General features: G+C 36.3%; 20 protein-coding genes and 1 tRNA gene. 6 read left to right on the top strand and 15 right to left on the bottom strand.

All coding sequences use genetic code 11. The features are described from left to right. Nucleotides 1-21: 21 nt before the first annotated feature. From MP478_RS02025 to MP478_RS01990, 8 genes are all read right to left on the bottom strand, one after another. A complete protein-coding gene (locus tag MP478_RS02025) occupies nucleotides 22-393 on the bottom strand; it encodes a VOC family protein (RefSeq protein WP_257199439.1) in 372 nt (123 codons plus the stop codon). After that, nucleotides 390-800 carry a hypothetical protein gene (locus MP478_RS02020; protein WP_257199438.1) on the bottom strand — a complete coding sequence of 137 codons (411 nt, stop codon included), beginning with the start codon at nucleotides 798-800 and terminating at the stop codon, nucleotides 390-392. Before MP478_RS02020 ends, MP478_RS02025 begins: the two co-directional genes overlap by 4 nt. After that, nucleotides 797-1,267 carry a hypothetical protein gene (locus tag MP478_RS02015; protein ID WP_257199437.1) on the bottom strand — a complete coding sequence of 157 codons (471 nt, stop codon included), beginning with the start codon at nucleotides 1,265-1,267 and terminating at the stop codon, nucleotides 797-799. Before MP478_RS02015 ends, MP478_RS02020 begins: the two co-directional genes overlap by 4 nt. Before the next feature lie 9 nt (nucleotides 1,268-1,276). Next, on the bottom strand, nucleotides 1,277-1,732 hold the full coding sequence (locus tag MP478_RS02010) for a DUF1569 domain-containing protein (protein WP_047486225.1): 456 nt from the start codon (nucleotides 1,730-1,732) through the stop codon (nucleotides 1,277-1,279). A gap of 291 nt (nucleotides 1,733-2,023) precedes the next feature. Continuing rightward, on the bottom strand, nucleotides 2,024-3,229 hold the full coding sequence (locus tag MP478_RS02005; RefSeq protein ID WP_257199436.1) for an ABC transporter permease: 1,206 nt from the start codon (nucleotides 3,227-3,229) through the stop codon (nucleotides 2,024-2,026). A gap of 71 nt (nucleotides 3,230-3,300) precedes the next feature. Next, on the bottom strand, nucleotides 3,301-4,254 hold the full coding sequence (locus MP478_RS02000) for an HlyD family secretion protein (protein ID WP_257189447.1): 954 nt from the start codon (nucleotides 4,252-4,254) through the stop codon (nucleotides 3,301-3,303). 11 nt (nucleotides 4,255-4,265) lie between these two features. Beyond that, the gene (locus MP478_RS01995) at nucleotides 4,266-5,684 is read right to left on the bottom strand and encodes a TolC family protein (protein WP_257199435.1); all 1,419 of its coding nucleotides are present in this window, start codon (nucleotides 5,682-5,684) and stop codon (nucleotides 4,266-4,268) included. 388 nt (nucleotides 5,685-6,072) lie between these two features. Then, nucleotides 6,073-6,867 carry a hypothetical protein gene (locus MP478_RS01990; protein WP_257189226.1) on the bottom strand — a complete coding sequence of 265 codons (795 nt, stop codon included), beginning with the start codon at nucleotides 6,865-6,867 and terminating at the stop codon, nucleotides 6,073-6,075. 758 nt (nucleotides 6,868-7,625) lie between these two features. Between MP478_RS01990 and MP478_RS01985 the strand changes: the two genes are divergently transcribed. Then, nucleotides 7,626-8,627 carry an AraC family transcriptional regulator gene (locus MP478_RS01985; protein ID WP_257199434.1) on the top strand — a complete coding sequence of 334 codons (1,002 nt, stop codon included), beginning with the start codon at nucleotides 7,626-7,628 and terminating at the stop codon, nucleotides 8,625-8,627. Between the two features lie 120 nt (nucleotides 8,628-8,747). On the opposite strand, the gene eco is transcribed toward MP478_RS01985, so the two are convergent. Then, nucleotides 8,748-9,236 carry a serine protease inhibitor ecotin gene (gene eco / locus MP478_RS01980; RefSeq protein ID WP_257199433.1) on the bottom strand — a complete coding sequence of 163 codons (489 nt, stop codon included), beginning with the start codon at nucleotides 9,234-9,236 and terminating at the stop codon, nucleotides 8,748-8,750. Nucleotides 9,237-9,280: 44 nt separating this feature from the next. Beyond that, nucleotides 9,281-15,220, bottom strand: coding sequence for an alpha-2-macroglobulin (locus MP478_RS01975; RefSeq protein ID WP_257199432.1), 5,940 nt, complete (start codon nucleotides 15,218-15,220; stop codon nucleotides 9,281-9,283). Nucleotides 15,221-15,238: 18 nt separating this feature from the next. On the opposite strand from MP478_RS01975, the gene MP478_RS01970 reads away from it, so the two are divergent. From MP478_RS01970 to MP478_RS01955, 4 genes are read left to right on the top strand one after another with little or no spacing between them, the layout of a single operon-like run. Further along, nucleotides 15,239-15,994 carry a hypothetical protein gene (locus MP478_RS01970; RefSeq protein ID WP_257189229.1) on the top strand — a complete coding sequence of 252 codons (756 nt, stop codon included), beginning with the start codon at nucleotides 15,239-15,241 and terminating at the stop codon, nucleotides 15,992-15,994. Between the two features lie 3 nt (nucleotides 15,995-15,997). Further along, nucleotides 15,998-17,077 carry a DNA replication/repair protein RecF gene (locus MP478_RS01965; RefSeq protein ID WP_257199431.1) on the top strand — a complete coding sequence of 360 codons (1,080 nt, stop codon included), beginning with the start codon at nucleotides 15,998-16,000 and terminating at the stop codon, nucleotides 17,075-17,077. Beyond that, the gene (locus MP478_RS01960; RefSeq protein ID WP_257199430.1) at nucleotides 17,074-17,766 is read left to right on the top strand and encodes a hypothetical protein; all 693 of its coding nucleotides are present in this window, start codon (nucleotides 17,074-17,076) and stop codon (nucleotides 17,764-17,766) included. Before MP478_RS01965 ends, MP478_RS01960 begins: the two co-directional genes overlap by 4 nt. Then, nucleotides 17,756-18,052, top strand: a complete 297-nt coding sequence (locus MP478_RS01955) for a hypothetical protein (protein ID WP_047486238.1) — start codon at nucleotides 17,756-17,758, stop codon at nucleotides 18,050-18,052. Before MP478_RS01960 ends, MP478_RS01955 begins: the two co-directional genes overlap by 11 nt. A 406-nt stretch (nucleotides 18,053-18,458) precedes the next feature. On the opposite strand, the gene MP478_RS01950 is transcribed toward MP478_RS01955, so the two are convergent. From MP478_RS01950 to MP478_RS01940, 3 genes are read right to left on the bottom strand one after another with little or no spacing between them, the layout of a single operon-like run. Then, nucleotides 18,459-20,489: a site-specific recombinase gene (locus MP478_RS01950; protein ID WP_230036164.1), complete on the bottom strand. Its 2,031-nt coding sequence runs from the start codon at nucleotides 20,487-20,489 to the stop codon at nucleotides 18,459-18,461. Between the two features lie 13 nt (nucleotides 20,490-20,502). Then, nucleotides 20,503-21,147, bottom strand: a complete 645-nt coding sequence (gene mtgA / locus MP478_RS01945) for a monofunctional biosynthetic peptidoglycan transglycosylase (RefSeq protein ID WP_230036162.1) — start codon at nucleotides 21,145-21,147, stop codon at nucleotides 20,503-20,505. A gap of 44 nt (nucleotides 21,148-21,191) precedes the next feature. Next, entirely contained in the window at nucleotides 21,192-22,238 is a 1,047-nt protein-coding gene (locus MP478_RS01940; RefSeq protein WP_257199429.1) for an ABC transporter substrate-binding protein, read from the bottom strand. 59 nt (nucleotides 22,239-22,297) lie between these two features. Here MP478_RS01940 and MP478_RS01935 point away from each other — a divergent pair. After that, nucleotides 22,298-22,371 (top strand) — tRNA-Arg (locus MP478_RS01935). A gap of 157 nt (nucleotides 22,372-22,528) precedes the next feature. On the opposite strand, the gene MP478_RS01930 is transcribed toward MP478_RS01935, so the two are convergent. Next, nucleotides 22,529-22,816, bottom strand: a complete 288-nt coding sequence (locus MP478_RS01930; protein WP_257199428.1) for a hypothetical protein — start codon at nucleotides 22,814-22,816, stop codon at nucleotides 22,529-22,531. Between the two features lie 262 nt (nucleotides 22,817-23,078). Beyond that, nucleotides 23,079-24,185 (bottom strand): tail fiber domain-containing protein, encoded by a 1,107-nt coding sequence (locus MP478_RS01925; protein ID WP_257199427.1) that lies wholly within the window; start codon nucleotides 24,183-24,185, stop codon nucleotides 23,079-23,081. Nucleotides 24,186-24,217 lie beyond the last annotated feature (32 nt).

Genomic DNA, 24,217 nt, shown 5'->3' with positions numbered 1-24,217 from the left:
TTTGTATTTTAGGAGTAGAAACTACCTATGCTGATCTATCAGGATCATATTTCCATCCGGATCTTTAAGGTAGATATGTTCCGGCCCTGAAGTACTTTCATCCGCTGGCCTTTCAATCTCTATCCCACTTTCTTTTAAGTGTTTCTGTATGGTTCTTACATCATCAAAAGAGTCGAGATTCTGGGCATTCTGGTCCCATCCCGGATTAAAAGTAAGCATATTACCATCAAACATTGCCTGAAAAAGACCTATCAGGGTAGATCCGTTTTTCATGATCAGGTAATTCTGTTCTGTATCTCCTGCCATTGAGGTAAAACCCAGTTTTTCATAGAAATCTTTAGACTTCTGAAGGTCTTTTACACTTAAGCTGATTGAAAACGCTCCTAGTTTCATATTTTTTTTGTTTTTAAAGCGAATTGACTTCCTGCCAATACAAGTGTCCAGACCAGTATTCCTAAAATCCAGAACCAGATTGGAGTAGGTAAAGATACCATCATATAAATGGTGATCAGTAAAAAAATGCTTCCACAGATTACCGCTGCAGTATGTTTTCCGCTGTTAGAAATTTTTGTGGCTGTAAACCTCGAAACAAATGCCGCTAAGGCATATGCAATAATGATAAAGAACAATGCCATGAACGGTGCTTTTCCTACATATTCCTTTAGAGCTTCCCTATTATTGGAATCCGTTCCTGCAGGAGGTGGATATAGCGGATGGCCTATATTCTCAACAATCGTAATACCGATAGAGCCCACGATAAGTCCTACGACAACAGCCAGTATTTGTCTCAGGATACTCATTGATTTTTCAGATTGGTTTTAAAATCCAGACTACCGTCATAGCTTTTCCAATCACCCACAAATTCAATATACTGCCCTTCTATCTGTTCTGTTTTCTTATTCCATCTGAAAGTATAAATGAATTTACCTTTAAACACCCCCGAATGTTTTCCTTTATTTTCTTCTGCCCACTCATATTCTCCGAATACCGTTCCTTTTTTCTTGGCATCTTTATATTTTGAGATGGTAATTTTCCCTTCAAATTTTGCATAATTAGCATCTACCAGAGAATACCCGGATACAAAATATTCCTGATCATTCTTTTTATTCTGTTCAGAGATAGTAATTTTCAGTTTCAGCTCCTTTGCTTTGTTTCCTATCACTCCAACATAAGGTTTACTATTGTTTAACCACACATTCGAAATATCAGGCATTTGCCCCAACACAAAATTGGCAGCAAGAATGAAGACTAATAAAAGTTTTTTCATAGATTATTTTTAAACACCAAACTGTGCTAAGTGGTGATTAAGATGTTTTGCAAACATATTATTCCACTCCTGAGCATTTAGTTTTCCAAAAGAAAAAGATTCCTTACCGTCAAAAGCAGCAGCTCCCAACTGTTGTGTTTTTTGGATAAAACCGATTAATCTGGTTTTCTCTTCTTCAAAGTTTTTTCTTCCTGTAATCAAAAACTGAGGAGCTGTTGGGGAGTCTCTGGGATACGCTTTTTCTCCAACGATCTTAGGTTTCAGAAACGTTTTCAGAATAAATTTCGCAATAGCTCCCGGCTTTTTATGTTTTTCAGGCTCATATACCATTTCATAAGTTACACTACAGTGGGCCAGCATCTGATCAACCGTCATCTTCCCCCATAACCCGTGGGTATCTTCAACAAGCTTATGTATTCTATCAATATAGTTCTGAGCATCTTTTGCGTCAAACACGTTTTCCATATTTTCTCTAATTAAATAAAGACAAATATATCAGTTTTTTCTTTTTGATTTTATAGTTAATAAAAAAATGAATTGTAAATGATAAAATGATATCATGGATGGAAAAACTGACGCCATCAATAGCCACTAAGCCTAGTACCGATCATTAACAAGGAGTGAGATCAGACCCCAGTAGTGAAGACCACAAAGGTCAGGATAAGACAGTTGAGATGATAACCACTGTTTTTTATTGACATCAATCACTGCAAACTAGCAACTAGCAACTAGCAACAAAATTCAACTAAAAAAACACTAGTCCACATCCTCTTGAGAAGCAATCTCCACTCCTGTTTCCTGAGGCACCTTTTTAAAAATAAGCCAAAGTTTAATCTTTAAAGCGATCCAGCCTATAACGGCATATACTACTACAAGAATGCTCAAATGTTCCAGATAAGGAAAAGTAAGCTCTACTGATCCTTTTTGAATCAATAAGATTTTAAATGCCTGTAAAAAAGGTGTCAGTGGGATAATATTAGCTATAAACTGTACAAAGGCAGGCATTGCACTTAACGGCCATGTAAATCCACTGATAATGAATGCCGGTGAAGCGATAACCATCAGGATTTGAGTCGCTTTTAAGGCATCCGGAATCAATATACTGATAAACACTCCCAAAAATGATGCAGATCCTACAAATACCGCAGTAAGAAGGATAAAATTGAGTATTCCTTCCGGCATCGGAACTCTAAAAATCATGTGCATAAAGTAGTAGATTCCCACAATAAGAATGGAAGATATCCATATTGGAATCACTTTAATAAGCATTGTTGGGAATGCCCATTTTTTCATTTTAAGATATTCTTTTACAAAAGACCCTCTTTCAAATTCTGCAGCAAAGCTTACCGCCATTGCCAGCAGTATGACCTGTTGCAGTACGACAGCCAGCATTGCCGGCCACATAAAGATAAGATAGTTTCCTGTAGTATTGAACAGCGTGATATAATTTGCTTTGAAAGGCTCATATTGTGTAGCTGCCTTTGCTGCCGGCATTCCGGCTTTCTGTAATGCTTTAATGGAAGCGCCAGCCGAGAAAGTTCCTATAGTAAGCTGAAGGGCCTTGGAGGCAAAGTTCGCTGTAAGAACGTTCCCGGTGTTGATATACACATTCAGTTCAGGATATTTTTTCTGAAGCATATCTCCTTCAAACCTGGAGGGGATAATGACTACCGCTGCCGCCTCATGCCTGATCACTTCATCTTTAATACTCAGCGGTTCCTGAAGGTATTTGATAATTTTAATGCTTTTATTGTCATCCAGCATTTCCGTCAATTGGTTAGATAAAGGAGTATTATCCCTGTCAACCACCAGGACAGGGGTATTTTCAACTTTTCCGCTTTTGTAGACAAACCCCAGCAAGGTTGCATAAAAGACCGGTGCCAAAAAGAACACTGTCCTTAAGGTAGAATTGCCGATAAAAAGCTTGAACTCACGTTTTAAAAGACGGAAAAATTCTTTCATCTATTTATATTTTAAATGGCCACATGATAACGTTCTAAGAAAGTTATCCATCGTGCTCCGTTTCATATTATTTATTTAAGGATAACATTAGCATTAACCAGGATATTTTTAGCCTTATTCATATCTTTAGGCTTTACTTTGATCTCATAAATGGCATCCTGCAGCTGGTAGTCAGGATAAGCTGTGGTGATATCCGCATATTTTGTCAGCTGTTTGATGTATACAATATTTCCCTGCAGGTTTTCTTTGTTATAAACGACCTGCATACTGACATCCTGTCCTTTTTTATATTTTGAAATGGCGCTTTCCGGGATCGTAAACCTGAAGAAAGTACTTTCCGGAATATATCCGTTGAATAATGCAAAACCGGCTGTCGCCAATTCTCCGGTATTCAGGCTTATGGTTTCAATCTCCATATTATTGGTGGCAATGATATACCTTTCTGAATAGGCTACATTGGCTTCCTGCAATGCTCCTTTAGCCTGGGATGCCTGCCCTGCGGCCATTTCCACTTTTTCAACACGGGTTCCTCTTGTCACATCGTCCAGTTCTGCCACTACGGCATCATATTGGGCTTTTGCTCCCTGAAGTTTTGCATATACCTCATCATGAGCCTGTGGAGACATCAGGCTGTCACGGAACATATTGTTGGCTCTGCGGTAGGACTTTTGTGCAAAATCATACTGCTCTTTAAGACCCTTATATTTTGCCTGAAGCTGTCTCAGCTGATCTGCTGTGGCTCCGTTTTTAGCCATCTGTTCCTGGGCTGTTGCAGCGCTTACCGCTCCCTGAGCCTGAGCTATTTTTGCGGAAACTTCCGGAACATCAAGCTGCGCAAGGGTATCTCCCTTTTTTACAGTCTGTCCTTCGGAAACATATATTTTCACAATTCTTCCGGTCACTTTTGGGGCAAAAGAAATCACATCTTTTTTAGTCTTTCCTTCCGGTTCTTTTATTTTTTCATTTTTACTACAGCTTCCGAACAGAAACAGGGCAGCAAAGAGTACAGCTATATTTTTATGCATCATTTTAATTTTTAAGGGATTAAATAAAATTTGGTGATATCCAGCTCCTGGGTAGACCTCATCAGTTCTATCCCCGCTCTTCTCTGGTTGAAAATTGCATTCTGGTATTCCAGTTCCACGGATTCCAGATCATTTTCAGCTTCAATAAGCTGTGAAGATTTGCTCATACCATAACGGAATTCCTTTTCAGCCTGTACTAAAGCATTTTTTGCCAATTCTTTTTCCTTCGCTTTCAAAGTGATCTGTGCGGTAGCAATATCATAGTTGGTTTGATTGTTGGCAAGATTCAGTGTTAATTTTTTTAAAGCATCTTCTTTTTGATTCTGCAGCACTTCTTTCCCCACTTTAGCAGTTTCTTCAGCATGTTTCCCTTCTTTTCCGTCAAAAATCTCCCATTTAAAGCCTACTCCGGCTGTAATTAAAGGAAATACATTGATATTGTTAGGACTCCAGTCCAGCTTTCTTCCTTCATATCCTAATACCGGAACAGCAGGCACTACATTTTCAGAAGACTTAATCCGGTTTCCGTACAGTCCGATATAATAAGCAGAAGCCATGAGCTGTACTTTAGGAATCATCCATGTTCTTTCAGATTTTATCTTATAATCTGCAGCAGTAATCCCATGTTCCAAAGCACGGACCTCCGCCCTCTGCTCTATTCCTTTTTCCGGAGAAAGTAAATCTACCGGAGTCAGGACAGGCTCTATCATTCTTAGCCTTTCTCTATTGATTCCTGTGAAAATATAAAGCTGGGTAAGAAGCAATTCTTTTTTCCCTTCATATTCTACCATTTTTGCATTCAGAGTTGCCTGGGCAAGTTCTATTTTCTTATGATCATAAGGAGTGATCAGCCCATATCCTAAAGCTTTATCTGCTGTTTTTTTATTGATATCGAGTCTTTTTTTGCTTTCATCCAATACTTTTTTAGACTGATGGATCAATGCCAGCTGGTCATACGCTCTCGAAATACTGGCTGCCACTTCATCTCTTGTTTTCTCCAGAAGAATATCTTCAGACTTTTTCTTTTCTTCTACGGCTTTCTTAAGGTATTTTACCTTCCCCCCGGAATACAGCAGCATTTTAGCTTCAGCTTTGGCTACTCCCGAGAACCCGGATACATTAAAATTATTATTGAAAGTTCCTTCCGGAATACTGATAAAGGGAGCCAGGTTAATTTCCGGCGACGTCAGTCTTGCTGTTCCGTTTAGATACCCCACCTTTCCATTTAGTTCCAGAGTAGGAAGAAAGATATCTTTCAGCTTATGCTCGTCAAGATCGGTAAGTTTATTTTGGGTAACCTGCATTTTCAGGTTCGAGTCCCGAACCATTGCACTGTCTAAAAGTTCTTTAAAATCCGGCGCAGACTGTGCCCAGCCAAAAGCAGGAAAAGCAAAAAAACCAAACGTAAAAATCAATAAATTGTTTTTCATGGTTTATGTTTATAACAAATATAATGCAAAATATGTTAAAAATCTCACAAATAAGTTAAAGAAAACACTGAATATAGACTAAGTTTAAAACAAGTTTAACCACAATCATTTATCTATCAAAGTCCTCTCAAAATCGTTTAATTTTAATTTGAATTCTATTTAAGGGGTAAAAAAAATGAGTTCTGTTGTTTATGGGAAGAGAAGAGCATCTTAATCTAATACAAATCAGGTTTAATAAATTTCTAATTTAATTTATATTTAAATAATGATCAATAAAAGCAGGCCCTCTCTTACAACAGAAATGCTCCGATAAAATATCGAAGCATTTCCTTCCTTGATTATAAAAAAAGTAAACAAACTAGTCTACTACCCCATTTTCTGTTTGATGTTAGAATACCTCAGCAGCCAGTGAGTACATTTCATCACTCCCATCCCTTTGAGGACCTGCTGCAATAGAATTTCCATAGCCACAAATTCCATATAAGTTCATGGCAAAATCTTTAGGGCTTTTTACCGCTCTTACTTCACTTGAATAAAGCAGGTAATAGTACCCCCACTGGTTGTTCCAGGCTTCGGTATCTGTATTCTGCCACTGATCAAAATTAGCAGAAGTAAATGATAAGTTCACTCCCCTGCTATTGTGGGTAACCTGTCCATGCCAATGTGAGTAGCTGGTAATCGTTACATCCGTCGAAGGCTGATTAATTAGCCTTACCTGAAGTCTGTTATTCCCAGTCAGGGCATTACTTCCTGATGTGGTAGATCCTCCTACAATTGCAAAACGAACCATTAAATTTAATTCAGGAATAATGAGATCCGGTTTCGAGTAAACACCAGCTGAATTGGCAGCATTCCTACCCCGATACTTAGCCTTATACACAGTGCTTCCATGAGTTTCTGAATTTTCCTGTCCCCCTGCTGATTTTGTCCATTTTGGTGCGGTGGGCGTACCAATATTAACATAAATTCCAGCTCCCATAGAAGCACTTCCTTTATGGTAGACTACCAGGCCTGTTGCCGGATTAGGAATGGTTGTCCCGTCTGTAGACGATATAAGTGTAAGCCTGGTAGGTAAAAATCCTTTATTGGGTGATTCCAGATGCAATATTGCAGAAAGATCCGGTGTACTGGTATTTATTCCCACTTGGCCATTAACTAGGCTTAGACAGCAAATTGCGCACATTGCTAATATTTTTCTCCCTTTCATTTGATAATTGTGTTTTAAAATTCCTTTTTTCGTTATGTGTTTGTTCTAATAATTGTAATAAATAATATCTCTTTATCCTAAATTATAATAAAAATAAGAGGGGCTCATCGGTGTGTGTTTTTAGAATCATTATTTTTAAATTTTTAATCACCCCTCTTTTTCTGTACATAATGAATACACCTTTTATCTGTATCCATTATTGATATAAAAATTTCTTTTAGAAGATTATGATTTAAAAAGAGTGAGAAAATTGCTACAAAATAATTTTGAATAATCACTCACCCTACAAAGCATCAAATCAAATAAAAAAAAATTCATGACTGTTATAATCCAGATAATAATTATGACTTGCTTTCTGCTTTCCAATCTTTTTCACCTAATATTTCATTCATCAAAACGAATCATTTACATCAAAAAATCACTTTCTATGTAATTTGTATTATTAGATAGGTTATATTGAATAAAATGTGTGAAAAAGTGTAAAAAATTCATTTTCCATACAAATAAGTCATTCAACTATCATGTTTTTTTATAATTTTACATGACAAACTTAGTGGTACCGTATCTAAAATAATCAGCAAAACAAAAAAAGATAAATCCATAACAAAAAAAATAATAAAACACTGAAAATGAATGAATTAAATTTAAATTTTATATTTTCATATACGATAATATCCTCCATAATCACATATGAGTTTATAAAAAGTGATTTCTACCTGTAATGATATTGTATTATGGAAAACATTAAAGACAAATTACGTGAGTTAGAATATTCATTTGCCAAAAAGCTCATATTTTTACTCTTACTGAAACAGATTATCATTGTATTTTCTGACCTTTATTTCGTGGGCAGCCAATACTTATTTTATGATGTGGTTTTAATATTAACCGTTACTCCCTGCTATGTATTCACGTTGGTTTCGGAAAATTATAATTTTCAAAAAGTAGGTAAGTTCGCAGTAGGCTATCTAATGCTTTTAAATATCATTTTGAGTATAGTGTACTACGAAGACTTTCCAAGCGTTATTTCCTATATTTTTATGTTCCCTGTAGCCCTGATGTTTTATTATAACATCCGGAAATCTATTTACATCTCAGCATTTTTCTTTCTCACGATCCCTTTAAGCTTGTTATACAACTATTATTTTGTTCATAACGTGGAAAAAAGTGATCTTTTGTATTATAATTTTTCAAATACTTACACAATAGCCTGCGCATTTATCTTGTTTTCCGTTTGCTTCTATTATCTTATACAGATTCAAAAGTTAAAAGCAGTTTTAGTTTTTTTAGAGGAAAATACTATTACAATTGATCCCTTTCCTGTGCTGGAAAAGAAAGAAAAAATCAAACTTGTTCAGGAATTTTCTTTGGAAGAGACAGATTTCCCTATCCCGTTTTATGAAGATTTATTTTCAAAAATTGAAGATCATATGAAAATCCAAAAGCCCTGGAGAAATCCGGACTACAATCTGAAACAACTCGCTAAGGATGTAAGCTCTAATACCCAGTATGTTTCTTCAGCAATCAACAGCTGCACCAAAAATAACTTCAAATCTTACCTGAATGATTTCAGACTGAATGCTTTTATAGCACTTATTAATAATAAAAATGAAGAATTTTCATTAGAAGATGTATATCTGACTATTGGTTTTTATAACAGATCAACTTTCAACAGAGTTTTTAAATCTAAATTCCAAATGACCCCTCAAGAGTATATCAGTACTAAATCCATCTAAATTATAAAGCATTAAAGCTTATAAAATCAGATTAAAATAGTTAGAGTATTCCTGGAATAAGGTACAACAAAAAACTCCCCACATTGCTGTGAAGAGTTTTTGTTTATATAAGCGAGCTGATTATTTCTGAACTGCTTTTTTCATGTCAGCATCCGGACGTAAAACTCTGTAGCGCACTTCAAAATCTTTAGGCACATAGAATACAATTGGTAATTTACTGTTGTAGCCCATTGTTTCCGGCTTAAGAGTTACAAACTTCTTTGTAAGCTTCTGTCCCGGACAACCCATTAATGTTCCTGCGGTCTCTCCTTTGGATTCCACTTCATAATAGTTGTATCCCCATCCCTGAAGATCCTGGTTTTTCATTTCTCCCATCATGAAGTACTTATTACAGTCCAACATTTTTTCAGTCCCTACAAAAACCTCAACTTTTAAATCGTTTTCATTTTTTGCTACCGGTAACTGAATATATACTTGTTTATATCCTTCTTTAGCTTTTGGGAACATTTCAATCTGTAGTTTTTCAAACTTTTCAGCTTTCTTTTGTGCGAAAGCATTTACCCCAGCCATCAATATCAATCCTGTAATTAAAGTTTTTGAAAATTTCATTTTATTTGGTTTTAAAATTCTAATTACCTCCCTATAGCCAAAAATCATTCCAAAATCTGAACAGCAGTTCCTTTTGTATGGGCATTCATCTGCGGAGCATAGTAATTCTGCATGGTTGTGATCCCGTTAGAGAACTTCCCGGATGCATTGGCAACTACATCATATTCAAAAACATATTTTCCTTTTGGCATGTACTGGATATAGAAATTGGTAGAAGCATCTTTTGCTGACTGGTAATAGCCCAGATTATTTTTCCACTGATATCCTGACAGCGCATCGATAGGCTCAAAGCCTGCAGCACGCATATCTTTAATATGAATAAATTCCATAGCTCTGTCTGTATTCAGAATCATTCTTACCGTCACTTTATCCCCTACTTTTAATGGTGTTTCAGGTGAGATTTTCTGAAGCTCTTCTCCGTTTACTGTTTTTACTTTTTTATACAGCTCTTTGGTTACGGAAATATAGTTTTCTGAAGATTTAATCTTATCAAGATCTTCATAATACTGCCAGAATAATCCTCCCTGAACAATTCCGGGACCTGGTTTGGTTACGGTAACTGTTGCCAAATTTTTATCTACAGCATCTGTTTTTACCGTTGATTTCACATAGCCTGTAGCCTGAGTCTGCGGAACCAGCTCTTTTCCACCCCAAATAATGGTTGCTTTATCACTTTCGGCACCGGTCCATGATTTTCCTGAATTTAGTATGGTAAAGATCACTTCTGAAGTTCCTCTTGAGCTTCCCCATGAATTCACTTCTTTCTGTGTCACCAGCCAGATCTTCATTTCTTCAATCAATTTCTGATCGTTAGGTTTTAGTTTATTGAAAGCCTCCAGTGCACCTGCATGGTTCACGACTTTTGAACTGAACCATCCCCAGTCATTTAGATTCTGCTTCCAGTATACACCCTGTGTTTGTGTATCTGTAGACGTTTCTTTAAGGTAAGTCATTAATTTATCCGATACATCTTTCAAGCCGTAATCATTCATCAGTAATGCAGCACGGTGAAGGCCGAAGAATGTAAAGTCAGTAATTTTTGCCGTTTTTGCTTTCTGTTTTACCAGCGATTTCAATGTAGCTCCTTTACCTTTCAAAGGATATTGTTTTTCCCAATAGTTTCGGGTATCCAGATAATCTATAGCCCAGTTATTCCAGATATCTCCATTCTTCGGATCATAATATTTGCTGATCTCATTATCCACATACTGAATCAGGTTGGCCACTAAACTCTTCTGCTCTGAACTTTGGTAGTCTTTCAGATTATCTTTTACCCATGAGTTGATTTTTCCCAGGTTTTTAAGAATGTATAATGAAGTTCCGTAAGAGCTTGGATATCCCGCATACCATGAAAAGCCTCCGTCAGGATTTTGAAGCTTTTTAAAATCATCCCAGTCCTGGTTGATTGAATTTCTCATGGTGTTGGCATCAAACAATAATGCCAGTTTCTGCATCTGCTCCCCTTCATTTTTACTTTCCAATACCCAAGGAGTCTCTTCTAATAACAACTGCTTCAGTTCCTGATTTTTTTCAAGATTGGAGTTTAATAATCCTTTGTTCTGATATTCTTCAAAAATGGTTTTCATTTTCGGATTAGCCTTGAAGATTTCAGAAGCCACTACATCTGCAAACCACTTATTGAAGATTACATCAGCAGAGCTATTTGAGTCATTTTTAAGACTTGGAAGGGCAAACATAATTTCCCAGATCGGATTGGTAGTCAGTTCCAGGGTATTGGAAACATTAGACGCCGTTGCAGATGTATTATTTTTAAGGTTATCCAGTACAAATGTTTTTGTTTCGCCTTCTTTTACAAAAACCGGAACAGCATCCGTCACCAGCATTCTGTTTGGCAATACTGCTACAGCCTGCTGTTCTCCGTCAGAATAAGCTCCTGCTTTTGCCACTACTTTTAAAATAATAGAAGATACATTATCCGGAACTTTTAATTTCCATGTTAATGCGCCGTTCCCGTTTTCAGGAAGATCAAAATTCTGCGTTCCTGATACCACTCCAAATTTTGAAGAGATATTTTCATTGGTAAACGCATCTATAATCTGCAATTCTGCAGAGCCATTTAGCTTTTTATCCGTTAGGTTAGATAATTTTGACTGTAAATTCAACTCATCCCCTTCTCTTAAGAATCTAGGATAATTTGGAGTAACAGAGAATTCTTTCTGTGTTACCACTTCTTTTTCCAGGGTAGCTGTTCTTGCATCTTTGGTATGTGCCAGGAACATCAGCTTCCATTTTGTAAGGGCTTCCGGAGAAGTAAACTCAAAGTTTACATTTCCTTCGGCATCAGTTTTAAGATCGGGATAGAAGAATGCTGTTTCGTTCAGGTTCTGACGAACAGGAACTTTATCTAAGCTTTCGGCAGACTCTTTTTGTGCACCACCATAAGCCGCGTCTGCTGCTAAGGCTTCATGTTTTGCAATTGGTGCAGACGGTACAGCCATCGTTGCTTTCCTCATAGATCTATAACTTGTAGCTTCTTGAGCAATAGTATTCAAAGGTTTAGGACATCCATTATATTGAGGCAACCCAGGAACCGTAGGACAAGTATCCTCTCCATCAGAAATACCATCTCCGTCAGTATCATCCCCAGTCCCTAATCTTCCATCAAGCCAGTTAAAACTTGGAACCTCTATATAATTTCCATTGAAATATTCCAGTCTTTTCTGATAACTTTTCTGTTGCAGATAATTTCTGACATCATAAGAGGTAAGAATACTAAATGGTACATATAATTTATTCCAGCTAAAAGTATTGGCAGCAAACTGATCCAGGGACATATCGTACATATTGGCTAATACCTCAGCATTTACCTTTTCTTTCTCGTTACCTGTTACTTTTACCGTCCATTTTTCTTTCGAATCAGGTTCCAGCTTATCTCTGAATGTTATGGTTTCAATTTTTAAAGGCTGTTCGGAATCTTTTATTTTTAAAGCTACGGCCTGGGTATTCACATCATTAAACGCAACGACCTGGAACTGGATATTCAACTGTGAAACTCCTTTGTCTTTTGGAACATCAGCAGTATATTCCAACAGTCCTTTTTTAAGCTGATGGGTTTCTGAAACTGTTTTTCCTGATCCATCCTGAACAAAGACATTCACCCACGCATCAGGAATCGCAGAATACACATATATTTTCACTTTTTCACCTCTTGAGACTTCATCTTTCGGAGCTATAACAGTCAGGAATGTTTTTTGTACAGGTTTCAAAGAAGTTTTGTCCCAAACACTGAAATATTGGGAAGATTTAATAGTATCCTTTCCTTCAATATTGAATAGCTCCAGCTGATAATCTCCTGCCTCAAGCTTTCCTAAGTCTAATTGAGTTGAAAGCTGAGCATTATCCGTTGATGCCGGCTGTTGTTTTTCTATCAGAACTTTTTCTGTTTTCCAGTTTTTAATTTCATCATTCTTGTCAAACAGATCATGGGGAAACTTGCTGATAAATTCTTCTTTTGAATATTTCGGAAGATTTTGAATTTCAGACTTAAAATTATCCCTGAAAATACGGTCCGGTGCGCTAAGTTTAGATAACTTAACCTGGTAAGATTTCTTAAGATTCTGTTCGTTATAGTTCTTTGTTTCTACTTTCAGATTTACATTTTCACCAGTGAATGTATTTTGAATATTATCGGCTTTAATGTAGTGAGAAACTGAAGCTACTTTCAGCTGGGTATTGGCAGACTGTGTCTCCCCATTAATGTCTGTCACTGAAGCATTGATCTCGTAATTATCAATCTGTATGCCTTCCAGCTTTTCATCTTTTTTAAGATCCAAATGAATCACAAATTCTCCTTTTTCATTCGTTTTAGCCTCTCCAAGGATAGAATTTTCATTGGTGTCATTCTGTGGATACCATGAGAAATACCTCCACCTGATATTGTGCTTCTTAATTTCGTAATGCACAGTGGTATTGCTTAATGCCACCCCCGAAAACATCAGTGCTTTTCCTTTCAGATCTATGGTTTGTCCATATTTATATTCCTCTTTTACAGGATCGAAACTTACTTCAAACTTAGGTCTTTTGTACTCTTCAACCCTGATGTCTTTATAACCCTGGGTTTCTCCGTCTGTTCTCAGGTAAAAAGTACCGTTCAGCTTACCTTTTGGAAGAATAAAGCTGCCATGATAAGAACCAAACTCATTGGTGGTAAAGTCTTGTGAGGAAACGTCCTGGCTATTGGTATCCACCAGCGTTATTTTCTGCTTCCATCCTGAAAGTACAGATTCCACTTCTTTTTCCAGCTTCGTATTGACTACTTTGAAGTAAACTGTCTGACCGGGCCTGTATATCGCTCTGTCTGTAAAGATCTGCGCCGTAGTACGGGATTGTTTGTTCGGATTATAATCTTCCACATTTCCTCTGTTTCCGTACACCTGCATGATCTGGAAATCATTAGTCTTAGGCTGTTGGATCAGGAAGGTTCTGTAGTATTCATTGCTTGCCGTAGAAGGAAATTTAAAAACCCCTTTTTCATTGGTTTTCCCATCTACTTTATTTAATGTTTTATTCGCTATAAATTCATAAAACACAAGATTTTCATTAGCAGCAGGCTGTCCGTTTCCACTATTCACCAATTTCAATTCGTTGGAAAGCGGATTTCGGTCTGTTTTATTCTGATAGATAATTTTGTTCCCGGACACCAGGAAGTAAAAATTCTGTTTAGCATCTATATTCTTTAAGTCTGCTCCTGCCACCGAATATTCCACAACATATACCCCTGAAGGAAGGGGCTTGATCTCCAGAGAAGTTTTGTGAAGCTGATAATCTTTAGGATCCGAAAGCTGATACGTTTCTTTTCTTACCAGATTCTTTTTAACCTTCTCAAATGTATTGCCGTATGAGTTTTGAATATACTGGAGCAGTGAAGTGAAATTATCTTTTACTTCATAAATATTCAAAGAAAACTCTTCAACATTTTTATATTCTGCCATAAAGTGGATCGGCAGGTTGTTCTGGGTCTGCTGCTCATATTTAATGTTCAGCAATGGGTTGATAATCTGATTTTCCTTATTTTTAATATTCTCCAGAAACGGAGATTTTGGATATTCGCTTTTAGCCTGTGCAGCAACGGCAATGGCTTCTTTTGTTTTCTTTTTGGCAACCAGCTCATTCATGATATCTTCCATGATGAGCACTTTATAATCGCCTTCTACATTAGATTTTACAAGCGCCTGCAGTTGTTCAAGTTTATCTTTACATTGATTAAAATTACAGTTTTCAACCAATTTTTCTTTCATAAAGTATAACTTCGGATTCCCTTCATTCTGTGCAATCAGTTCATCAAAGACCGCATTGATTGACGTACGGTTTTCTGCAAGTTCATTCTTTGTGAATATATTGTTTTCGGACAGAAAAGAGATCTTCTTCAACGCATACCAATCAAATAATGTAGGAAAATAAGCTATGTTTTTAACCCCTGAAAATACTTCCTTATATTTTGTTAAAGAGATTTTTTTCATTTCTGCCTTCTGCTGATCGAGATCCTGATAAGCTTTGGTTAAATAATTTTTAAAATCCAGTTTACTCCAGGTCTCAATTTGTGAAAGATCCTGGGAATTGATATTCGTTCTTCCGTCTATTTTCCAGGAATTTTGGTTGTAATAATCCAGAAAAAAGCCATTTAACAGAACTTTGTATACCAACTTTTCTTCTCCTTTCAGCTTTTCCTCCGCTTTCTGAAGTTTTCCAAAGAATTTTGAAGCAGCATCATTCTGATCATCATCTACGGTTTGGTTTACAATACTGAATTCCGCCTTTAAAGAACGGATCAGCTGGAGTGCATTATTTTCTTTCATTGCCTGGTTTTGTATGTCTAAAATAATAGGAAGATTAGATTTGTAAGCTCCCTTGGTACTGTTTTCAACAATTTTTTTCCACTGGGCATCATAATATTTTTGCGCAAAAGCCGGTGAAAAGCACAGCATTAGAAGCAAAAGCATAAATATCTTGGAAAATCTTTTCATATATATTAATTTTGATAAATGAACATTTTAAAAATACTGAAAAAAACCTTCATAGACAGCCAAATTTATGTCTCTTTAATGGGAACTTTTTTTGCAGTATTTTTCATGAAAGAGCAAAACACATTCCGTTTGCCTACAATCCTGTTAATTTTCATCACGTATTTCAGTGGGTATCTGTACACTAAGTATCAATACACTAAGCATTTTCTCAAAATACTGGTTTTAAATGCTGTAGCCGGGATCATTTGTGCTTTTTTAATCATCCATAATCACAATGAAATAAGACTTCTGAAATGGTTTATTATTGTGGTACTTGGATTACTCTACAACAGCTTTTTTCTAGATGTGTATATCCGGAAGATTCCGTTACTGAAGGTTTTTTATGTAGGATTAGTCTGGGCATTGGTCAACTGCTGGCTGACACTCCCTGAATTTGATATTCCGATTTTCCTGATCAGTTTTTTCTTTATCACGGCATTGGTTCTTCCTTTCGACATCCGGGATATGAACAGTGACACGGTAAAAACATTTCCGATGCTGATAGGTGTTCAGAATACCAAATATATTGCTTACGCGCTGGTGTTCATCAGTACTCTTCTTGGAATTTTTTACCTTCAGCCCCTGTATGCCGCAGCATTTTTCTTATCCGGCATCTTCACTTATATTCTCATCTATTTCGCTGATAATAAAAGAGATGACGCTTACTTTTCATTTGGAGTGGAAACCTGCTCTGCACTTCCTTTTTTATTTTTACTAATAATGGAGTATTTTTGACGAATGATTATCAAGAAACTCTCTCTTTACAATTTCAAAAACCATTCAGAAAAGAAGTTTGAATTTTCGCCGCAAATTAACTGTTTCGTTGGAAATAACGGTGCGGGAAAGACCAATATTCTGGATGCCCTGCACTATTTATCGGTAGGGAAAAGTTTTTTGGGAAACACCGACCTCAATAATATTAAAAGAGAAGAAGATTTTTTCACCATCGACGCTGAAGTGCAGCATGAAGACAGTGAAGATATCATTAGAATCACCCAGCCTAAGGAAGCTAAGAAGGTGATCAAAAAAAATGATAAAAGCTACGACAGGATGGCCGACCATATTGGGTATCTTCCGAGTGTGATGATCTCTCCTTATGATTCCAATCTTATTTCAGATTCGGGGGAAAGCAGACGGAAGTTTCTGGATTCTATGATCTCTCAAACAGATTCTGAATATCTTTTTGACCTGATCCAATATCAGAAAACCATCCAGCAAAGAAATGCTTTGCTAAAATATTTTGCTAAAAACAGAATATGGGACAAGGATTCATTGGAAATTTATGACAGTCCGATTACCCAATTCGGAACCAAAATTTTTAAGAAAAGAAAAGAGTTTGTAGAACAGTTAAATCCTATTGTCCAGAATTTTTATCAGATTATTTCTGGAGGAAAAGAAACCGTATCGGTGATCTATGAGTCTCATTTATTAGAGAAGTCTTTTGAAGAACTTTTAAAAGAAAATATTGATAGAGACCGGATGCTTACCTACACTTCAAAAGGGATTCATAAAGATGATCTTCTTTTCGAAATGGACCATGTTTTAATCAAAAAAATTGGTTCTCAGGGGCAGCAGAAATCTTTTCTGATCTCCTTAAAACTGGCGCAGATGAGTCTTGTAAAAGAGCTCACCAATAAAACACCTATCCTTCTTTTGGATGATATTTTTGATAAGCTTGATGACACCAGGGTTTCCCAGTTGATTGAACTCGTGAATAAGGAAAGTTTCGGACAGATCTTTATTACCGATACCCATAGGGAACGTACCGAAAGTGTAGTAAAGAAAATTAACGAGGAAAGTATAATTTTTGAGATATGATTCAAAGAATTTACATCATTATATTTTCGCTGCTTTTTTTCTTTTCTTTTAGTCAGAAGAAAAGAAAAAAAACAGTAGATCTGCTGGATGACTACCATTCTCATCAACATGGTGAGGTTAATAAAGATTTCAAGCCTATCCCACTACAGAAGAGAATCAATAGGTTTCCTTTTAATAAAGCTGCTAAAATTAAAATTATTTCTTATAATCTGGATTTTAGTGGAAAAAACAACTATGTACCTCCTCCACCCACTCCAAAAACAAAATCAGACAGTTCTGATCTCAAGGAATATTATGAAAGTTTTAAAAAAAGTCCTGAGCCTGTTGAACTAAGAGAGTTGATTGAAAAAGAATATCATGAAGGAATAAAGGAATCAAAAACCTTAACAATCACAGAAATATCAGAACTTACTGCGATCCTATATGATACCTGCAACAAGTATTATATCGATTTCACCTCTAAAAGCGGATGTTTTTTCCCAAGAAATGCCATACTTTTTTATGATGAGAATGATAAGGTTTTTGCTTACTTTGAGATTTGCTTCGAATGTTCCGAAATAGAATCTTCTCCAAAAGGTATGTTGGAACCCATTGAGACCTGTGAATTTCTTTATCCTTATTTAGAAAAGTTTTTCAAAAACAAAGGATTAACAACTGACTATCTACAGAAAAAACAGCATGAAAAATAAGAAAAAACGTGAATATCAATCGTCTGAACTTGTAAAATCTTTTGCCAGAATCTATGGTTTTGAGGACAAACTGGTGGCCTTTGAAATCAAAGATTTTCTGGAAGATTATCTTGATGCCAGCCTCTTCAATGAAATCAGGAGTGTGAATATTGAAAAAGGATGCATCATTATTAAAATTGACTCTCCTTTATTGAAAAACGATTTTAAAATGCGTAAAAGCTTTTATCTGAAAAAGTTTCAGGACAAATTCGGAACAGATAAACTGAATGACCTTCAAATATTGTAGCTTAACTCTATTCGATTTTCACCCTGTTTTTTTCACTAAAATAAGGAAGTTATCTCAAAATTAATTGATATATTTAGCATTATAAAATAAATCAAATTACCATGAAAAAAGTACTTTCTTTAAAAAAGTTAACAAACAAAGAACTTAAACAAATTAACGGAGCTGGGCGCATGATATGCTGTCAAACGTATTGTGATACAGGAGAATGCGCACTTTGGGGACAACTTCCGGCTATGTGCCCGATTGTAATACCTTGTATCTAAAGACTAAAACAATGTGTTTTTTGAAAAGAAAAACAGAATATCTCTCCGTAAAATACTGTAATTTCTTTTTACAAATGAACTCATAAAAAAAATGCTACCTGGAGTAGCATTTTTTATGTATTGTATCTATATCTTGAAACAGTTTAATGTTCTTCAGATTTATTAGAGATTGTATTGCTCATGAGGTCATCTGCTTTTTTATCTAACCCTGAGCTCAATGGCAGGAAGAACTTCAGCGGATGTTTCACAAAATACCTGAATATTTCCTTATAGATTTCGCTCACCTGACCGAAATTCATTTTTCTTGATCTAAAGGCTAAGAACATCGATAAACTAAAACTCACCAGGAAGTTGAAGAATCCTATCAGGAATACGGTAAAGAAAGATATCCAAAAAGTATAGGAATCTACTGAGAAATCTTTTCCGTAAAGCCCTAACGCAAAATTTCCGGCTGCAAAGGTAATGTGTCTGATATCAAGATCCAGTCCGAAGAACATTCCTACCGGAGCAGTGGCCCCAAGGAATACACCAAACCAGAAATTGGAAACAATTCCGGGCCAGTTTTTAGCGTAATATTTCGATAGTCCTTTCGCAAACTTCTTTCCGAGAAAATTTCTGATAGACAAATTTTTGGCAATTCTTTCCGGGATCTGATAAAATACAGAGTTGTTTCCAATATTCCCTGAGATGATTCCTGAAATAAAAAGATAGAATCCGGCAATACTCGCATGCAGAATTGCTTTGGATTTGAAAGGATCGAGGTCTTTTAACAGCTTATCAGATCTTTCTACTGCAAGATTTTGAGAGAAAAAGACATCCAAACCATAAATAATGGCAAGGGCAATAGGGAAAGCCAGCAGTACATTTCCTACAAATGCTATAAACTGGCTTCTGAATAGTTTTGATACCAGATGGGCAAATTCCGTATTGTGTCTTTTGCTGTTTCCTTCTTCAGACAGTACTTTTGTCATCGTAGCGGCAGTCATTGCAGGCTGTTTTGTGGCCAGAGTAAATCCCATCAGATAAATCATCACAAATCCCATGGCATAGTTCATAGAGTATAGGAATGCGTGCGAAAAATCACTTCCGGGGATATATCCGTATAGCATTTTTAATACGCAAAGCGCTCCTACAATAATTCCACCACCACTCGCTTTATAGAACATGGTCATATATTCTTTACGGGTAGAGGTGATATAATGGGTTCCTGCTTCTGCCGTATGGTTGGTAATAAGATGGGAAATCAACCTTGTACTGTCGTTGATGAGGTCTGCTATATTATTTTTATGAGATTTATAGTTCAGGATATTAAAGATCAATTGCTTTGATTTGATCATCACATCTTCCTCCGTATCAATAACAAGCAACTGCACAATTTCATAGATCCTTTCCGTCTGCTGGCGGATCTTCAGCAATGATTGATTAATCTTTCCTGAAATACCATATTTAGCTGAATTTTTAAAAGCTATGTTTACAAATTCCTGACAATGTTCTGTATAGATTTTGATCTGCTTATACCGGCTATCTTTAGAGTGCAGCTGTAAATCGGGATCTGTAGTAAGGTCTTCGGCTAATGCCTCCAACTCATTCTGAAGGGCAAGAAACGGATTATCAAGATTTCTGTACTGCGGGGCCATTCTCACCACTTCCACTTCCATAGCCATCCCTGTAACCCTCCAGGAAAGGATATTCATAGAGAAAATAAGCTCCTTTTTAATGTTGGGCTTGATTATAAAATCAGAAGCTCCTAACATTACCAAAAACTCATCCATCTCATTTTCAGGAAGATTATGCATGTATTTCAGATCCGTTTTAGGCCTCATACTTACATTATCAATCATATACCACACCGTCTTTTCATTTTCTACGGGAGGTAAAACCTTATTCAGGATCCTTTTTTTAAGTTCCGGAAAGAAAGCATTTTCAGAAAGGATATTGGCTTCTGTCAGGGACAGGTTGAAAGGCCTGCCTCTAAAAATATTGTGTATATAGTATTTAAAATTCTCAGCAAAATTGGGATTGCTTCTGAGAAAATTAAGCACATAAGTAAAGTCTGCCCTTTTAATGCTCTCTAAAAACTCTGCAAATGGTTCTAAAGAAAGGGTTTCGTTCTTAAAAGAAAAATATTTTTTAAGAACTGACTCAAAATTTGTGCTGGAATTAAACAATTTCATTAGTACAAAGATACTATTTCAAACTCACATTCCTCATCTGCCTCATGATCCAATTATGTTTCTTCCTTAAATAAGGGGATGGATTTTTCGGATCATATTTTTTCGGATTGGGCAATACTGCGGCAATCCACGCTGCATCTGAAGCACTTAAATCCCTGGATGATTTACCAAAATAATATTGAGCTGCAGCTTCTACTCCAAATACACCCTGCCCCATTTCAATAGAGTTCAGGTACCTTTCAAGGATAATATCTTTGCTCCATACTTTTTCAATAATAAAGGTATATACGGCTTCCAATCCTTTTCTTATCCAGCTTCTGCCCTGCCAAAGAAAAACATTTTTTGCCGTCTGTTGGGAAATCGTACTTCCTCCTCTTATTTTTTTGCCCTGTTCATTATGCTTCATTGCTTTTTCAATCGCAGTATAATCGAATCCGTTATGATCAAAGAATTTCTGATCTTCGGAAGCAATGACTGCCTTTTTCACATTATTTCCCATTTCATCATAGGAAATATAATCTCTGTGTAATTTTCCGTACTCAAAAAGCCCTCCTATCTGGGTAATGGTAACAGGCGGATTGAAAAATCTACCCCAAATGATAAAAACGACATTCAGAACAAGAACAATGAAAATCAGCTGTTTAATTTTTTTCCACATAAGTTATCGTAAAAGGAAGTGCAAAAATAAGCAAATAGTACGAGTTACTGCAACTCTTTCATATAGGTTAGCTGATAATCCGGCAGAAGTTCGGGATGGAAGATTTTAATATAATCTTTAAGGATAAGATCTGCTCTTACCACTCCACTTTCAAAGAAATCATTGGCTTTTTGCTTTTCTTTTCCGGCAATCGTATATATTTTCCCTTTATTGAATACATTCAGTTTTCCATAGAAAGCATTCATTTTCAGCATTTCTTTTTTTGAAGCGTGGCTTCCTGCATTCACCCAATACTGTACATTGCCTGTTTTCGCGTAGACTTCTTCAAAGCTCATCGTTAAAGCCTTTTCATCTTTATTGTCCTTTAAGATATAGGAAGCATTGGCATCAGCAATATAATGGGCAACAGAGGTATTACCCCCCGGAAGGTACCAAACATTACCATACATTTCATTAGCTAAAACAACAGGTTTTTCTTTTGCTTTTAATGCCAGCTTTTTCAGATCACCATAATTCTTTTCCACTTCCTGGTATTTTGCCTCCGCTTCTTTTTCTTTTCCTAAAAATTCTCCAAAAAGTTTTATATAGGCTGTTTTTTCCAGGGGTTGCTGCTCCATGTACTCATCGAGAAATATCACCTGAATTCCATTATTTTTTAACAGTTCATATGTATTATCAAAACTTGCAATATGATTGGTAAAAATAGCATCCGGTTTCATAGAAATAATCTTCTCTACATCGTATTTCTGCTCACTTCCCACATTTTGGATCTTTCCTTCTTTAAGCAGGTTCAGAATTTTTTCCGAATAAATATATTCCGGACTTGAAACTCCAATGATTAGGTTTTCTGCTCCAAGGGCTGAAATATAGCCTGCCATACTCGCATTTAACAGGATGATTTTCTCAAAAGGAGTTTGGTTTTTATTAAAATTATAGGTAAAATTTCCCGATTTCAGTTCCAGAGCCCCGTCATGCTCCTTAAATTGGGTACGATTGGAGATATGAGTCCAATCTAAGGACGAAATTTTTGATTCTCTTTTACAGGCAATTAGCGAAAAAACCGTGAATAGAAGTAAAATTCTTTGTTTCATCTTTCAAAGAAAAGAAAAAAGTGCTATATTTGCAAACCCTTAAACAACAAGGTAACAACGGCCTCGTGGCGCAACTGAATAGCGCATCTGATTACGGCTCAGAAGGTTACAGGTTTGAATCCTGTCGAGGTCACTGAAGGAGACAACTATCAAATAGTTGTCTCTCTTTTTTTACACATAAAAACTCTATATCAAACTTTTACGGCCTGGTATTTTATAGTTTGAATTTTTTGATGTGAAATCTCTAGTCCATTTGAAACAGACAGCCTAAAAGTGTTCTATCAGAGATTTCATCGGTATTGAAGCGTAGTTTGAAGTCTCATTAACGTTCCAGCATTTTTTCTCTTTTGGCTTATTGTAATTTTTGATACTAAATATAGTAATTCCAATATAATTTTAGCTTCTTTCTCATTTACCTGAATGCCAGTTTTAGCCAGAATAATAATTGCTTGTTCAACTGAAACATTCTTATCAATGAAATTCATTTTTCCTATTTGTTTTTCGGTTACTTTTTTTTTAATAATATTTTTGAAAATGCTTGATTCAAGTCCAAAGAAGATCTCCTGTTTGATAATCAATATCAACTGGTGGAATAAGATTCACAGGGCTTTAACCGGACCTCATTACTATCTCTATGATAACAGTGCTTCCATCCGACAAGAGAAAAACAGCGGATTTTACGAAGTATCAATAGTATTAATTGAAAACAAGCGCTGCCGTATAGCAACGCTTATGTCATTTTTGTGTTATTAGAATATACGCCTGTTGTGTTAATAGATATGATTAATACTAGTAATTTTAATCAACTTTCTTAACTTTATTTAGGTTGAGGGGTTTACATTAAATCTTATTTTCCAGTTTTTTTATCTGTGCCTCCAGCTGCTCATACTCTGCCTGTAGCTCCTGCGCAGATTTTATAAGCACTGGAATTAGCCTGCTGTAATCAACCTGCCACGGATTAACTTTTTCATCATCTCCGCCTGGAGTAACAGCCTGTGGATATATTTTATAAAGTTCCTGCGCTAAAACGCCGGTTGATAATGCCTTTTTTTCATCTGCTTTGTAATTGTAGTCGTATATCCCTATTTTCTTTAATGTTGATAAACCAAATTGAGAAGGACGAATATTTTCCTTGAGACGCATATCTGAAGTGGTACTATAAAGTATCCCCGTAGCAGAATGCATAATAGAACCAATTCCCAATCCGTTAATACCAAAAATAATCATTGACCCGTCTGTTGAACCCACAGACTTGCTTATGTGCAGAGGTGCACCTGTACCGGAACGCTGTATTCCAACCCAGGCATCTCCACTGGCAGTAGTAAAAGCCTCAAAACCAGTAAAATTAGAAGTACCGTTCCATACTGCTCCTGTTTGGGTTCCGGTTCCGGCCAAAGCCTTGATATTTCCTCTTACATCCAAACGTGCCTGCGGATTGGCTGTATTAAGACCCACAAAACCTGTATTGCCTGATGCCGCTGAGATTACGAAAGTATCACTCAACAAATTGGCATTTGCATCTGAAACCTGCAAACGGATATCAGTAGCTTGATTTCCCCTGAGAAAAGCATATTTATTTCCAGCTACGGAATATCCTAGAATTGTCCGGCCTCCGTTGACAATAATACTTGCCTCTTTATTATAATCTGCTCCGCCCACTGGATCAAATCTGGCAACAATATTAGAAGCTAATGGCTGAGAAATATCTGCATCGGCCTGTACATGAAGCATATTGAGAGGATTGCTGGTCCCTATACCTGTTTTTCCTTCAATGATCAATCCATCCGCAGGCGCCGGAATATTTGAATAACTGCTGCCAACAGAAGCATTTCCATTCACAGTTAAAGTGTTAGCAGGTGTCGTTGTATTAATTCCTACATTACCTGCCTGAGCGAAGGTTATCTTTAGTCCCGCTAATAAAGCGATTAGGAAAAAGTTCTTTTTCATTATTATTAAGTTTAAAATAAAAAGTGATCACG

The sequence above is a fragment of the Chryseobacterium sp. WG14 genome, assembly GCF_024586945.1.
In the GTDB taxonomy this organism is placed as follows: Bacteria; Bacteroidota; Bacteroidia; order Flavobacteriales; family Weeksellaceae; genus Chryseobacterium.
This window is presented reverse-complemented; position numbering and strand designations above follow the sequence as displayed.

Coding starts and splice junctions, on each gene's coding strand:
- MP478_RS02025 (WP_257199439.1), bottom strand. CDS start 393: ATGAAACTAGGAGCGTTTTCAATCAGCTTAAGTGTAAAAGACCTTCAG.
- MP478_RS02020 (WP_257199438.1), bottom strand. CDS start 800: ATGAGTATCCTGAGACAAATACTGGCTGTTGTCGTAGGACTTATCGTG.
- MP478_RS02015 (WP_257199437.1), bottom strand. CDS start 1,267: ATGAAAAAACTTTTATTAGTCTTCATTCTTGCTGCCAATTTTGTGTTG.
- MP478_RS02010 (WP_047486225.1), bottom strand. CDS start 1,732: ATGGAAAACGTGTTTGACGCAAAAGATGCTCAGAACTATATTGATAGA.
- MP478_RS02005 (WP_257199436.1), bottom strand. CDS start 3,229: ATGAAAGAATTTTTCCGTCTTTTAAAACGTGAGTTCAAGCTTTTTATC.
- MP478_RS02000 (WP_257189447.1), bottom strand. CDS start 4,254: ATGCATAAAAATATAGCTGTACTCTTTGCTGCCCTGTTTCTGTTCGGA.
- MP478_RS01995 (WP_257199435.1), bottom strand. CDS start 5,684: ATGAAAAACAATTTATTGATTTTTACGTTTGGTTTTTTTGCTTTTCCT.
- MP478_RS01990 (WP_257189226.1), bottom strand. CDS start 6,867: ATGTGCGCAATTTGCTGTCTAAGCCTAGTTAATGGCCAAGTGGGAATA.
- MP478_RS01985 (WP_257199434.1), top strand. CDS start 7,626: ATGGAAAACATTAAAGACAAATTACGTGAGTTAGAATATTCATTTGCC.
- eco (WP_257199433.1), bottom strand. CDS start 9,236: ATGAAATTTTCAAAAACTTTAATTACAGGATTGATATTGATGGCTGGG.
- MP478_RS01975 (WP_257199432.1), bottom strand. CDS start 15,220: ATGAAAAGATTTTCCAAGATATTTATGCTTTTGCTTCTAATGCTGTGC.
- MP478_RS01970 (WP_257189229.1), top strand. CDS start 15,239: ATGAACATTTTAAAAATACTGAAAAAAACCTTCATAGACAGCCAAATT.
- MP478_RS01965 (WP_257199431.1), top strand. CDS start 15,998: ATGATTATCAAGAAACTCTCTCTTTACAATTTCAAAAACCATTCAGAA.
- MP478_RS01960 (WP_257199430.1), top strand. CDS start 17,074: ATGATTCAAAGAATTTACATCATTATATTTTCGCTGCTTTTTTTCTTT.
- MP478_RS01955 (WP_047486238.1), top strand. CDS start 17,756: ATGAAAAATAAGAAAAAACGTGAATATCAATCGTCTGAACTTGTAAAA.
- MP478_RS01950 (WP_230036164.1), bottom strand. CDS start 20,489: ATGAAATTGTTTAATTCCAGCACAAATTTTGAGTCAGTTCTTAAAAAA.
- mtgA (WP_230036162.1), bottom strand. CDS start 21,147: ATGTGGAAAAAAATTAAACAGCTGATTTTCATTGTTCTTGTTCTGAAT.
- MP478_RS01940 (WP_257199429.1), bottom strand. CDS start 22,238: ATGAAACAAAGAATTTTACTTCTATTCACGGTTTTTTCGCTAATTGCC.
- MP478_RS01925 (WP_257199427.1), bottom strand. CDS start 24,185: ATGAAAAAGAACTTTTTCCTAATCGCTTTATTAGCGGGACTAAAGATA.